General features: G+C 69.0%; 13 protein-coding genes. 6 read left to right on the top strand and 7 right to left on the bottom strand.

What is annotated here, in order from left to right; genetic code table 11:
• Nucleotides 1–151 precede the first annotated feature (151 nt).
• On the bottom strand, nt 152–772 hold the full coding sequence (locus tag Q0812_RS12390; protein ID WP_302110650.1) for a hemerythrin domain-containing protein: 621 nt from the start codon (nt 770–772) through the stop codon (nt 152–154).
• A 198-nt stretch (nt 773–970) separates the two neighbouring features.
• On the opposite strand from Q0812_RS12390, the gene Q0812_RS12385 reads away from it, so the two are divergent.
• The 5 genes from Q0812_RS12385 (at nt 971) to Q0812_RS12365 (ending at nt 7100) form a co-directional block, all read left to right on the top strand.
• Nucleotides 971–2176 carry an acetyl-CoA C-acetyltransferase gene (locus Q0812_RS12385; RefSeq protein ID WP_302110649.1) on the top strand — a complete coding sequence of 402 codons (1206 nt, stop codon included), beginning with the start codon at nt 971–973 and terminating at the stop codon, nt 2174–2176.
• 188 nt (nt 2177–2364) lie between these two features.
• The gene (locus Q0812_RS12380) at nt 2365–4563 is read left to right on the top strand and encodes a 3-hydroxyacyl-CoA dehydrogenase NAD-binding domain-containing protein (protein WP_302110648.1); all 2199 of its coding nucleotides are present in this window, start codon (nt 2365–2367) and stop codon (nt 4561–4563) included.
• Complete coding sequence (locus Q0812_RS12375) at nt 4563–5522, top strand: alpha/beta fold hydrolase (RefSeq protein WP_302110647.1); 960 nt, start codon at nt 4563–4565, stop codon at nt 5520–5522. The genes Q0812_RS12380 and Q0812_RS12375 overlap by 1 nt, the downstream gene beginning before the upstream one ends.
• Nucleotides 5523–5579: 57 nt before the next feature.
• Nucleotides 5580–6665 (top strand): AI-2E family transporter, encoded by a 1086-nt coding sequence (locus tag Q0812_RS12370; RefSeq protein WP_302110646.1) that lies wholly within the window; start codon nt 5580–5582, stop codon nt 6663–6665.
• Between the two features lie 3 nt (nt 6666–6668).
• Nucleotides 6669–7100: a DUF488 domain-containing protein gene (locus tag Q0812_RS12365; RefSeq protein ID WP_302110645.1), complete on the top strand. Its 432-nt coding sequence runs from the start codon at nt 6669–6671 to the stop codon at nt 7098–7100.
• Between the two features lie 19 nt (nt 7101–7119).
• Here the strand turns inward: Q0812_RS12365 and Q0812_RS12360 are convergent, their stop codons facing one another.
• From Q0812_RS12360 to Q0812_RS12350, 3 genes are read right to left on the bottom strand one after another with little or no spacing between them, the layout of a single operon-like run.
• Entirely contained in the window at nt 7120–8256 is a 1137-nt protein-coding gene (locus Q0812_RS12360) for a homogentisate 1,2-dioxygenase (protein ID WP_302110644.1), read from the bottom strand.
• A 9-nt stretch (nt 8257–8265) separates the two neighbouring features.
• Nucleotides 8266–9309 carry an isoaspartyl peptidase/L-asparaginase family protein gene (locus Q0812_RS12355; RefSeq protein WP_302110643.1) on the bottom strand — a complete coding sequence of 348 codons (1044 nt, stop codon included), beginning with the start codon at nt 9307–9309 and terminating at the stop codon, nt 8266–8268.
• 50 nt (nt 9310–9359) lie between these two features.
• Nucleotides 9360–9740, bottom strand: a complete 381-nt coding sequence (locus Q0812_RS12350) for a VOC family protein (RefSeq protein ID WP_302110642.1) — start codon at nt 9738–9740, stop codon at nt 9360–9362.
• Nucleotides 9741–9841: 101 nt separating this feature from the next.
• Between Q0812_RS12350 and Q0812_RS12345 the strand changes: the two genes are divergently transcribed.
• Nucleotides 9842–10525, top strand: coding sequence for an NAD-dependent deacylase (locus Q0812_RS12345; protein ID WP_302110641.1), 684 nt, complete (start codon nt 9842–9844; stop codon nt 10523–10525).
• Here the strand turns inward: Q0812_RS12345 and Q0812_RS12340 are convergent.
• The 3 genes from Q0812_RS12340 to Q0812_RS12330 all read right to left on the bottom strand — a co-directional run bounded on the left by Q0812_RS12340 (nt 10522) and on the right by Q0812_RS12330 (nt 12802).
• Nucleotides 10522–10992: a hypothetical protein gene (locus Q0812_RS12340; protein WP_302110640.1), complete on the bottom strand. Its 471-nt coding sequence runs from the start codon at nt 10990–10992 to the stop codon at nt 10522–10524. The genes Q0812_RS12345 and Q0812_RS12340 overlap by 4 nt on opposite strands.
• 6 nt (nt 10993–10998) lie before the next feature.
• Nucleotides 10999–12063: a 4-hydroxyphenylpyruvate dioxygenase gene (gene hppD, locus Q0812_RS12335; protein ID WP_302110639.1), complete on the bottom strand. Its 1065-nt coding sequence runs from the start codon at nt 12061–12063 to the stop codon at nt 10999–11001.
• A gap of 97 nt (nt 12064–12160) precedes the next feature.
• The gene (locus tag Q0812_RS12330) at nt 12161–12802 is read right to left on the bottom strand and encodes an exopolysaccharide biosynthesis protein (RefSeq protein WP_302110638.1); all 642 of its coding nucleotides are present in this window, start codon (nt 12800–12802) and stop codon (nt 12161–12163) included.
• Nucleotides 12803–12852: the final 50 nt, after the last annotated feature.

Raw genomic sequence — 12852 nt, 5'->3', positions numbered from 1 at the left:
GCGGTCCCCCTCCCCATCTGGCGATGGGGAGGAGACAGGAAGGTCTAGGCCCCCTCATCCGGCGCTTACGCGCCACCTTCTCAGGCTTCGCGCTGCCCTTCGGGTCCCCCCAGGGGAGAAGGGATTTGGGGCGCCATCTCACAGCCGCAGGTCAGGCCTTCTGCGTGCCCTTGCCGCCGGGCTCGCCGAACTCTGAGCTGGAGCGCAGGGCCGCCTCGGCGTCGTCGCCCGCAAAGGTGCGGGTTTCGGCCGGGGGCAGGGCGCCGGCCTCGGCCTCGGCCATCAGCTCCTGCTTGAGCGACCACATCTGCTGGCCCAGGGCCTCGAGGTCCACGTCGGCCTTGCGCACCTGGGCGAACATGGAGTCCTCCTGGCGCTCCTCCTCCTTGACGTGGTGCTCGATCTGCTCGGACAGCACCTTGACCTTGGCGTCGTAGAAGGCCTCGTCCGGCTCGCCGGCCTCGATCTCCTGGATCAGCACCTTGGCGCCGTCGTGCTCCACATAGGCCTCATCGAGCAGGTCGGCCTCGATCTTGCCGCGCACCGCCGGATAGAAGATGCGCTCTTCCAGCTCGGCATGGATCTTGAGCTCCGTGCAGATCTGGCGGGCCAGCTCGCCCTTCTTTTCGGCGCCCCGGGCCTTTTCGAACTGTTCGAACAGGTCCTCCACCTTGCGGTGGTCGGCGGCCAGCAGGCGCAGGGCGTCGGGCGGCGCTTCGCCCTTCTCCATCTTCTTAAGGTCGTCGCGGCTGGTCTGGAGTGAAGCGGCCATCTCAAATCTCCGGGGTTGGGGTCCGAAGCCTTGAACGGCGGTGCTTGCGGTCCTGTTCCGCCGAGCGCATCTGAGACGGACCACCCCGTCGCGTGCTAAAAGAAAACCCGCCCCGCGCCCGCCCTGTAGTTGACGTTGACGTAAACGTAGGCTTTTGTGGCGGACGCCGCATCGAGCCCCATCAGCCGGAGAGCCGCCATGGCCCAAGCCTTCATCTATGACGCCGTCAGGACGCCGCGCGGCAAGGGCAAGAAGGACGGCTCGCTGCACGAGATCACCGCCCTGTCCCTGGCCGTCCAGGCGCTGGAAGCCATCCGCGACCGCAACGATCTGGACACGGGCCGCGTCGACGACGTGATCCTGGGCTGCGTGGCGCCGGTGGGCGAGCAGGGCGCGGACATCGCGCGCACTGCGGTGCTGGGCGCCGGCTACGCTCAGGCCACGGCCGGGGTTCAGGTGAACCGCTTCTGCGCCTCGGGTCTGGAGGCCTGCAACATGGCCGCCGCCAAGGTGGCCTCGGGCGAGGCGGACTTCGCCATCGGCGGCGGCGTGGAGAGCATGAGCCGCGTGCCCATGGGCTCGGACGGCGGCGCCTGGCCGATCGATCCGTCAGCGGCCTTCCCGGCCTATTTCGTGCCCCAGGGCGTCTCGGCCGACATGATCGCCACCAAGTACGGCTTCTCCCGCGACGACGTGGACGCCTATGCCGTGGAGAGCCAGAAGCGGGCGGGCCGCTCCTGGGCCGAGGGCCGGTTCAAGAACTCGGTCATTCCGGTCAAGGACCAGCTGGGCCTGACGCGGCTGGACCACGACGAGCTGATGCGGCCCCAGACGGACATGCAGGCCCTGGCGGCTCTGAACCCGGCCTTCCAGATGATGGGCGAGATGGCCTTCGACGCCGTGATCGGCCAGCGCTATCCGGAGGTGGGGCGGCTGAACCATGTGCACACGCCCGGCAACAGCTCGGGCATCGTTGACGGCGCGGCCGCCGTGCTGATCGGCTCGGAGGAGGCCGGCAAGGCCGCGGGCCTGAAGCCCCGGGCGCGCGTGCGCGGCACGGCCTCCATCGGGTCGGAACCGTCGATCATGCTGACGGGTCCGGAGCCCGTGACCCGCAAGCTGCTGGGCAAGCTGGGCATGGAGGTCGGCGACATCGACCTCTACGAACTGAACGAGGCCTTCGCGGCGGTGGTGCTGCGCTACATGCAGGCGCTGGAGATCCCCCACGACAAGATCAATGTCTGCGGCGGCGCCATCGCCATGGGCCACCCGCTGGGGGCCACCGGGGCCATGATCCTGGGCACGGTGCTGGACGAGCTGGAGCGCTCGGACAAGTCGACGGCGCTGGTCACCCTGTGCATCGGCGGCGGCATGGGCACCGCCATGGTCATCGAGAGAGTCTAGGGCTTAGCGCCTCAGTCCTCCCCTCCCCTCGAGGGGGAGGGGCCGGGGGTGGGGTGAGGGCGAGCCGGTTCCGGGCCGATCCAGGAGGCGCCTCGCCACAAGAGATTATTCGGAGGCCTTCTGCCTCCACCCCATCCCAACCCTTCCCCCTCGAGGGGAAGGGCTTTGAAGAAGAGGCGTAAGAGCCAATGGAAAACTTCAAGATCGACGTCGACGCCGACGGCATCGCCCTCATCACCTTCGACGTGCCGGGGCGCTCGATGAACACCCTGACCTCCGGGGTGATGAAGGAGATCCCCGAGTGGGTCGAGCGGGTGAAGACCGACGACGCCATCAAGGGCGTGGTGCTGACCTCGGGCAAGGCGACCGGCTTCTGCGCCGGGGCGGACCTGGGCGACATGGCCGAGGGCGTGTTTTCCGGCGGCGGCGACCTGCAGGCGGCCTATGACGCCGGGTGGCGGCTGAACGCGGCCCTGCGCGCGCTGGAGACCTGTGGAAAGCCGGTGGCGGCGGCCATCAACGGCCTCGCCCTCGGAGGTGGTCTGGAGCTGACCCTGGCCTGCCATCACCGTGTGGTGGCCGACGACTCCAAGGTCCAGCTGGGCCTGCCCGAGATCAAGGTGGGCCTGTTCCCGGGCGGCGGCGGCACCCAGCGCCTGCCGCGCCTGATCGGGGTGCAGAACGCCCTGATGCAGATCAGCGAAGGCAAGTCCTGGCGGCCCAAGGACGCGCTGGCCGCGGGCGTGGTGCATCAGGTCGTGCCCGCCGCCGAGGTGGTCCAGACCGCCAAGGATTGGGTCAAGACCGGCAAGGGCGTCCAGCCCTGGGACGAGAAGTCCTTCAAGCTGCCCGGCGGCGGTCCCTATCACCCGGCGGGCAGCCAGGTGTTCATCATGGGCAACGCCATGCTGCGCAAGCAGTCCTACGGCAACTATCCGGCCGTGCTGAACATGATGAAGGCGGTCTATGAGGGCGTGCAGCTGCCCATGGACGCGGCCCTTCGGGTCGAGACGCGCTACTTCATCAAGACCCTGATGACCCCCCAGGCGCGGGCCATGATCCGCTCGCTGTTCCTCTCCAAGCAGGAGCTGGACAAGGGCGCCCTGCGTCCCGCGAAAGAGCCCAAGTCCGATCCGAAGAAGGTCACTGTGCTGGGCGCCGGCATGATGGGCGCGGGCATCGCCTATGTGCAGGCCATGGCCGGCATCGAAACCGTGCTGATCGACCAGAGCCAGGAGGCCGCCGAGAAGGGCAAGGCCTACGCCGTGGGCCTGATCGAAAAGCGCGTCTCGCGCGGCCAGATGACCCGCGAGAAGGCCGACGCCACCCTGGCCCTGATCACGCCGACGACCGACTACGCCCTGGTCAAGGGCTCGGACCTGGTGATCGAGGCGGTGTTCGAAAGCCGCGAGATCAAGGCCGACGTGACGAAGAAGGCCGAGGCCCAGCTGGAGGCGGGCGCCGTGTTCGGCTCCAACACCTCGACCCTGCCGATCACGGGTCTGGCCGAGGCGTCGGTGCGGCCCGAGGACTTCATCGGCATCCACTTCTTCTCGCCCGTCGACAAGATGATGCTGGTCGAGATCATCATGGGCGAGAAGACCGGCCAGGCGGCCCTGGCCAAGGCGCTCGACTACGTCATGAAGATCAAAAAGACGCCGATCGTCGTGAACGACTCCAGAGGCTTCTACACCTCGCGCTGCTTCGCCACCTATCTGACCGAGGGCATGGCGATGCTGAAGGAGGGCTATTCCCCGACGCTGATCGACAACGTCGGGCGCATGACCGGCATGCCGCGCGGCCCGCTGGAGATGCACGACGACGTGGCGCTGGACCTGTCCTACAAGATCGCCAAGCAGACTAAGCTGGATCTGGGAGACGCCTACGTCCCCAACCCCGGCGAGGACATCGTCGCGGCCATGGTCGAGGGCGGTCGCTACGGCCGCAAGAACGGCAAGGGCTTCTACGACTATCCGGAACAGAAGGGCTCGCCCAAGACCCTGTGGCCGGGCCTGGCGGAGCTGGCGCCCACCACCCAGACCGAGGGCTTCGGCGAAGGGCCGTCGGCCTTCGACAGCGTGGACGGCCTGAAGACGCGCCTGCTCTACCGCCAGGCCGTCGAGGCCGCGCGCTGCTGGGACGAGGGCGTGGTGGACGATCCGCGCGAGGCCGATGTGGGCGCCATCCTGGGCTGGGGCTTCGCGCCCTGGTCGGGCGGGCCCATCAGCCTGATCGACGGGGTGGGGACCAAGGCTTTCGTCGAGACCTGCGACCGGCTGGCGGAGACGCACGGCGACCGCTTCAAGGTCCCGCAGTTCCTGCGCGACATGGCGGCCAAGGGCGAGACTTTCTACGGCAAGTTCGGCGGCAAGAAAGCCGCGGCCTGATGCGGAGGCGGGCCGTTGAAGCGAACGGCCTGACCTTCTCCGTGCTGGAGGCGGGGGAGGGGCCGCTGGTCCTCCTCCTGCACGGCTTTCCCGAGCTGGCCATCAGCTGGCGCGCGCAGATCGAGGCGCTGGCCGAGGCCGGCTATCGCGCGGTCGCGCCCGACATGCGGGGTTACGGCCTAAGCGCGGCGCCGGAAGATCGCGACGCCTATTCCATCCTGAATCTCGTGGGGGACGTGGTGGGACTGGCGAACGCCTGCGGGGCCGAGACCTGCACGGTGGTCGGTCACGACTGGGGCGCGGCGGTGGCCTGGCACTGCGCGCTGCTGAGGCCGGATTTGTTCACGAAAGTCGCCGGTCTCAGCGTGCCCTTCCAGCCGCGGCGTGCGGCGGGACCGCCCACCAAGATCATGGCGGCGCTGTCGAAGCGGGCGGGGCTGGGCGACCTTTACATCCAGCGTTTCCAGGCGCCGGACGCGCATGCCCCCTTCGACGCCGATCCGGAAGCCGCGCTGAGGAAGTGCTTCTACGGCTATGACGGGGCGACGCCGCCCGAGGCGCGCTCCACCGGCTTCGTGCCGGAGGGCCTGGCCCTGCTGGACACCATCCCCGACGAGGCGCCAAGGCCGCCCTGGATGAGTGCGGATCATCTGGCGGAGTACGCCGATGCCTTCGGTCGCACCGGATTTCGCCCCGCCTTCGACTGGTACCGAAATATCGACCGCAACTGGGCTCTGACGTCGGCCTTTCAGGACAAGCGCATTGAGGTCCCGGCCCTGTTCCTGGCGGGGGAGGCGGATCCGGTGAGACTCTACGCGCAGGGAGCCGAGGCCGAGCTGGATCAGTGGGTCCCGAACCTGCGCGGCAAGGTCATTGTGCCCGGCGCCGGCCACTGGCTGCAGCAGGAGCGGCCCGATGAGGTGAACGCGGCGCTGCTGGACTTTCTGAAACGCGCCTGACGCGGCCGATCGAGGGCTTTGGGCGAACCTTGAGCGGCGGCCCGGCGTTGACCGTCCATGGCTGGACCTTCCGCTTCGCCCCCGGCGCTGGACCCCCAGTTCGTCCGACGCGCCTTTTTCATCCTGCTGCTCGGCGTAGGCGTGCTGCTGGCCTGGCGTCTGACGCATGTCCTGTTGTTGATCTTCGGGGCGGTGCTGATCGCCGTGCTGCTGCGCACGATCGCCGAACCGATCCAGCGCTACCTGCGTCTGCCGCAGAGGTGGGCGGTGCTGGCGGCCCTGGTGGGCGTCTTCGCCTTTCTCGGCTTGGCGGGCTGGCTGTTCGGTCGGCAGATCGACGCCCAGCTGTCGTCGCTGAGCGAGCGGCTGCCCCTGGCCTGGGAAACGGTGCAGTCGCGGCTGGAGACCCTGCCCTACGGCCGCGAGATCGTGGCGCGGCTGAACGAGCTGGAGCCCTCGAGCGGGGCGGGCGGCGCCGGAAGCGACATGCTGGGATCGGGCGTGTTCAGCGGCGCCCGGGCCGTGGCGGCCACCCTGATGACGGGTCTGGGCGAGCTGATCCTCGTGATCTTCGCCGGGCTTTTCCTGGCGCTCAATCCGCAGAGCTATCGCGACGGCCTTCTGCGGCTGGCGCCGACGGGCGGGCTCAAGGACAAGATGGGCCGGGCCTTCGACGTCAGCGGCGAGGGCCTGAAGCGCTGGCTGCTGGGCCAGCTGATCTCGATGCTGCTGATCGGGGTGCTGGTGACCCTGGGGACCTGGGCCATCGGCCTGCCGTCCCCGCTGGCGCTCGGTCTGTTCGCCGGCATGTTGGAGTTCGTGCCCATCGTCGGCCCGACCCTGGCCTTCATCCCGGCGTTCCTGCTGGCCCTCCTGGAGGGGCCCGACGCCGTGCTGTGGACCGTCCTGCTCTACGTCATCATCCAGCAGATCGAGGGCAATCTGATCATGCCGCTGGTGCAGAAGCGGATGCTGACCCTGCCGCCGGTCCTGACCCTGTTCGCCATCCTGGCCTTCGCGGCGCTGTTCGGCCCGATCGGCATACTGTTCGCAACGCCGCTGGCCGTGATCATCTACCTGCTGGTCCGGACCCTTTACCTGGGCGAAGACAGCGATGCGGCCATGGGAATCAAGGACGACTGAGGCATGGACCTGTTCACCATCGGCTATGAGAAGGCGACCCTGGCCGACGTGATCGGGCGGCTGAAGGCGGCGGGGGTGAAGACCCTGATCGACGTGCGGGCCATCGCCGCCTCGCGCCGGGCCGGCTTCTCCAAGACCATCCTGTCGAACAGCCTGAACGAGGCGGGCATCGACTATGTCCATCTGCGCGGGCTGGGCTCGCCCAAGTCGGCGCGTCAGGCGGCGCGCGCGGGCCGCGTGGACGAGATGCGCGAGATCTTCACGGCCTGCCTGGCCGAGCCCGAGGCCCAGGTCCAGCTGGAGCGTGCGGCCGATGTGGCGCGCGAGAGCCCCTCGGCCCTGCTCTGCTATGAGGCGGACCACGCCGGCTGCCACCGCAGCCTGGTCGCCGACCGTCTGGCGGACCGGCTGGGCGCGCGGATCGTCAACCTTTAGGCGGCGTCAGCCCAGGCCTTCAGCCCGGCGTCTTCCAGCTGTCGACATAGGCGTGGTTCTCGACCGAGGCCGCGCCCTCGCCGATGTCGAGCGGATCGCGGGTGTCGATCATCACCGCGTACTCGTCGGTGGCGACCTTGTCCTGAACCAGCATCTTCTTCAGCGCCTTGGGGTGCGGCCCGTGGGTGAAGCCCGACGGGTGGAAGGTCATCATGCCGGCGTCGATGTTGTCCCGGCTGAAAAAGTCGCCCGCGTGGTAGAACAGCACCTCGTCGAAATCGTCGTTGTTGTGGAAGAACGGGATCTTGATGGCGCCGGGATCGGTCTCGAAGGGCCGGGGCGCGAAGGTGCAGACCACGAACCGGTCCGACAGGAAGGTGGTGTGGGCGCTGGGCGGCAGGTGATAGCGCGCCGACAGGACCGGGCGGATGTCGGTGACGTTCAGCTTCACCGGCGCCAGTTCGCCGTGCCAGCCCACGGCGTCCAGCGGATTATAGGGATAGGCGGCGGTGGAGACCTGGCCGCGCTTCTTGATGTCGACGCGGAACAGGCCCTCTTCGGCCTGGTGGGCGCGGAAGGCCTCGTCCATCTCGGGCGTGACCAGCACGGCCGGATCGAAGATGGCGTGGGGGCCGAGCAGGCCGCGGTCGGGCAGGGTGTAGTGGGTGTTGGTGGCCTCGATCATCAAGACGGCGGTCTCTGAGGCCGGCTTCAGCCGCCACATGGTCCCGCGCGGCAGGTAGAGGTAGTCGCCGGGGCGATAGGTCATGCGGCCGTAGTCGCAGAAGAGCTCGCCCTCGCCACGGTGGATGAAGAGCAGCTGGTCGCCGTCGGCGTTGCGGGCCAGGTCCGGCATGGGGCGGTCCAGCTTCCAGAAGCGGATCTCGGTGGCCTTGTTGTGCAGCACGACCGGCGCATTCCAGGGCGATCCGGCCGCCTCGTTCAGCCCGTTCAGATCAAAGGCGCGCGGGCGAAGGGGCCCCTCGAAGCTGACCCAGCCCGTGGGCGGGCGCTGGTGGTAGAGGAAGGCCGCCGGGCCGAAGAAGCCCTCCTTGGAGATTTCGCGCTCATAGGTGCCCTCGGGCAGGTCCGCGTGGGCCTGACGCGAGTGCCGCCCTTGGGCGCCGCGGACGGGGATCCAGGTCTTCTTGCTCATGGGGTCGGGCTACTCCTCGTCCGCATAGATGGCCACCCATACAGGGGCGTTCGAAGTCACGAGACCCCGGTACATTCCGGAGGTGTTCATGGCGAAGGCCACATCGCCCTCTTCGGAAAGGACGATGACGCCGCCGTCTCCGCCGGCCTGGCCGACCTGGGCGATCTCGGCGTCGGCGGCCTGCTGTATGGGCATGGTCTGATGATGCCTGAGGGCGCAGATGTCCCGGGCCACGGTGAAGCGGATGAAGTACTCGCCCGTGCCGGTGGCCGAGACGGCGCAGCCCTCAAGATTGGAGGCGTAGGTCCCCGCGCCGATGATGGGCGAGTCGCCGATGCGGCCCCAGCGCTTGGCCGTGGTGCCGCCGGTGGAGGTGCCCGCGGCGATGCGGCCGGACTGATCCAGCGCCACCACGCCCACCGTGCCGAAGCGATGGTCGTCCAGGCCCGCATCGGCCATGGTCGCTGAGCCGGCCCCTTCGGGACGCGGCGGGATGGGCTCGCCCCGGGCCGTCAGGGCCTCCTCCAGCTGGCGCCAGCGCCGCTCGGTGAAGAAGTAGGCGGTCGGGACCTGCTCCAGCCCCACCGAGGCGGCGAAGCGGTCGGCGTCGCGCCCCGACAGCATGACGTGGGGACTCTGCTCCATCACCGCACGGGCCAGGGCGATGGGGTGGCGGGTGGTGACCGCGCCGGCCACGGCGCCGGCGGCCAGGGTCCGGCCATCCATGATGGAGGCGTCCAGCGAGTTGACGCCCTCGGCGGTGAAGACGGCGCCGCGTCCGGCGTTGAACAGCTCGTCGTCCTCGAAGCCTTCGATCACCGCCTGGATGGCGTCCAGCGACGAGCCGCCCGCGCGCAGCACGGCGGCCCCCCGCTCGAGCGCGGCGGTCAGGGCGGCGCGGTAAGCGGCGTCCATCTGGGGCGTCATGCGGCTACGCTCGATGGTCCCGGCCCCGCCGTGCAGGGCCAGGGCCCAGCGGCCCTCCTGCGCCTGGGCGGGCGCGGTGGCGACGAGGGCGGCGAAAGCGGCGAGCGCCGCAAGGATGCGCGTCATACTGGCCTCCAGACCGGAAGGCCTGTCTTACCCCGAGGCGCGGTCCCGCGTCAGCCCATGCGGTGCAGGGCGCAGATCTTGTTGCCCGCCGGGTCGCGCAGATAGGCCAGGTAGAGGCGGCCGAAGGGATTGTCGCGGGGGCCGGGCGGATCCTCGATGGCCGCGCCGCCCGCCGCCACCCCGGCGGCGTGGAAGGCGTCGACCGCTTCCGGGCTGCCGGCCAGAAAGCCGACGGTGCCGCCGTTGGCGCAGCTGGCGGCCTCGCCGTCGATGGGCTTGCCGATGGCGAAGGCGCCCCACGCCGTGCGCCACCAGTAGCGGCCCTTGGGATCGCGCTGGCCCGGCTCGTGGCCCAGGGCGCCGAGAGCCGCCTCATAGAAGCGGCGCGAGGCCTCGACGTCGTCGGCCCCGAGCGTGACGTGGGTGAACATGGCTTTCCCTCCTGCTTCGAGGCGAAGACTAGCGCCCGTCCGTTCTTATTGGCAACGGTCTTTGGCGTCAGATCATCGCGCGGCCGTGCTAGGAAGCAGCCATGACGCGCAACCTCGTCGTCCTGACCGGCGCCGGCATTTCGGCCGAGAGCGGCGTGCCGACCTTCCGCGCCAATGACGGCCTTTGGATGGGCCACAGGGTCGAGGACGTGGCGACGCCCGAGGCCTTTGCCCGCGATGCGGCGCTGGTGCAGGATTTCTACAACCGGCGGAGACGACAGCTGGCGGAGGTGGAGCCGAACGCGGCGCATCTGGCCCTGGCGGAGCTGGCGGCGCGCTGGGAGGGGAGCTTCCTTTTGGTCACCCAGAACGTCGATGATCTGCACGACCGGGCCCACGCGCAGATTCCACCCGCCCCCGGCTTCGAGCTGATCCACATGCACGGCGAACTTCTGAAGGCGCGGTGCGTGCGCACGGGCCGCGTCGAGACCTGCGCGAGCGACCTGGCGCCCGAGGGGACGCTTCGGCCGCACATCGTCTGGTTCGGGGAAACGCCCCTTCAGATGGAGCGCATCGAGGCGGCGCTGGAAGGCTGCGACCTGTTCCTGTCCATCGGCACCTCAGGAGCGGTCTATCCGGCGGCGGGCTTCGTGCGGCAGGCCAGGCGGGCCGGGGCGCGCACGGTGGAGATCAATCTGGAGCCGAGCGCCGGCGCCAGTCTATTCGACGAAGGCGTCTATGGCCCCGCCTCGCGCGCCGTGCCGGACTTTGTCGGGCGTCTTTAGCGCCTGAGCGGGCTTCGGACCGTAACGGTCGTGGTGTCGCGGCTGTTGCGGTCGATGATCACGTCGCCCTGGGCGGCGGTCCAGCGCACGCGCTCGGCCCGCGAGACGACGCGCACGAACCCGGCCTGTTCGAGCGAGGCCCCGGCCGCGCCGGCGACGGTCTCAACACTGGCCTCGGGGATGGTGAGGATGCAGCTGCGCGGATTGCCCATGCGCAGGCGAAGCGCCGATCCGCCCTGACCGCGCAGCACCAGCATGGGCGCGACCGGATCGCCGGCGCGATTGTCGACGATGCGGAAGCGGAAGCGGTCGCTCAGGGCCGTCCGCCCCGCCGTCAGGATGTTGCCGCCGCGAAGAAAGGGCAGGCAGACCTCGTTCAGGATGCGCGGCGTCAAGGCGCTGCTGGTCTGGGCGACCGCGGGGCCGCCAAGCAAGACGACGAGAAGGAGCGCGGCCGCGGCGCGCATCGGCCTTTAGGCGTCCACCTTGATGACGCCGCGGCGAATCTGGTCCAGCTCGATGGAGTCGAAGAGGGCCTGGAAGTTGCCCTCGCCAAAGGCCTGGTTGCCCTTGCGCTGAATGATCTCGAAGAAGATCGGTCCGAACACGTCCTGGGTGAAGATCTGCAGCAGGAGGCCCTCTTCATCGGACCCATCGATGAGGATGCGGTTCTTGCGCATGCGCTCCACGTCCTCGCCGTGGCCGGGCAGGCGTTTGTCGATCAGTTCGAAATAGGTCTCGATGGTGTCCTGGAAGGCCACGCCCCGACGCTTCAGCTCCTCGACGGTCTCGAAGATGTCGTCGGTGGCCAGGGCGATGTGCTGGATGCCCTCGCCGTTGTAGCGCTTGAGGAACTCCTCGATCTGGGACTGCTCGTCCTGGCTCTCGTTGAGCGGAATGCGGATCATCCGATCCGGCGCGATCATCGCCTGGCTGAAGAGGCCCGTCGCCTTGCCCTTGATGTCGAAGTACTTCTGCTCCTGGAAGTTGAAGACGTCGCCGTAGAAGCCCGACCAGGTGCGCATCTGGCCGCGGCGCACGTTGTGGGTCAGGTGATCCAGCAGGTGCAGGCCGACGCTGTTCTTCGCCTCCGCCTCGCGCCAGCCGGGAACCTCGGTCCAGCCGTCATAGAGGCTGCGCTCGCCGTAGCGGTCGATCAGATACAGGTGTGAACCGCCGATCCCCTCCAACACATAGGCGTCCGGACCCAGGGCCGAAGTGGCGGGATCGGCCTTTCTGGCGCCCTTGGCCAGGGCCTTTTCGAAGGCGTCGGCCGCATTGCGCACGCGGAAGGCCATGCCGGCGGCCGAGGGACCGTGGTCCTTGCGGAAATCGGCGGCGTGGCCGCTGGACATGCGGTTGACCAGGAAGGTGATGTCGCCCTGCTTCATGCGCACCACCTCGCCGTCGGGGCGCACGTGGGTCTGGACGAAGCCCATGGTCTCGAAGGTCTTGATCATGCCGTCGGCGTCGTCGGCGGTGAACTCGACGAACTCAAAGCCGTCGGTGCCGAGCGGGTTTTCCACGTGATCGACCATGGTGGTCTCCTTGGGCGGCGACTGGGGAGGGATTGCGAGCGGACCCTATAGCCGCCCGCCCGCGAATCCAAGTTTGCGCTGGATCAAGTCGCGGCGATCAGGCGGCGCCAGGCAGCAGGCGCAGGGCCCAGTCCGCCCCGATGAGCAGACCCACCCCGACCGCGCTGAGCAATCCGATCCAGGCGGTGGCGATGGCGCAGCCGCCGAGGACGAACAGGCCGTCCCGCTGGATGAGGCCGACCGCCAGCAGCGCCAGGGCCACCGAGGGGATCGTGTTGGTCAGCGGCAGGACGATGGTCAGGGTCGCCAGGATCATGAAGACGGCCGCCAGCCGCTCGCCGAAGCCGGTCGAGAACATCAGCAGCCGGGGCCGCGACAGCCGGTCGATCCAGCCCAGCCGCTGTTCGGAGAAGTCGGCCATGGCGTTCAGCCAGCTCTGGCGCGCGCGCAGACGCAGCATCCATCCCGGCAGCCAGGGCTCCTCGCGGCCCAGCAGCAGCTGGGCGGCGATCACGATGATGACCAGGCCGACGACCTGGGGCACGCCGTAAAGGCCCGGCACAAGGCAGGGGATCGACAGCAGCAGGATCAGAAGCCCGTAGGCGCGCTCGTCCAGCCGGTCGCGGATTTCGGCCAGGGTCAGTCCGCTCTCGCCGCCGTCGTCGGCCAGGCGGCGCAGCAGGCGGACCAGGTCGTGGCTGACGTCGTCCGTCTTGGGAGCGGGGGGTGTGGAAGTCATCCGGGCCTCTGCTTCGGTCGCCTCGGGGCTTAGCATCCGCACGGCGTGGA

It is taken from the genome of Peiella sedimenti, from assembly GCF_030504955.1.
GTDB lineage: Bacteria > Pseudomonadota > Alphaproteobacteria > Caulobacterales > Caulobacteraceae > Brevundimonas > Brevundimonas sedimenti.
Note: the sequence above shows the minus strand (reverse complement) of the source record. Positions and strands in the feature narration are given on the sequence as shown.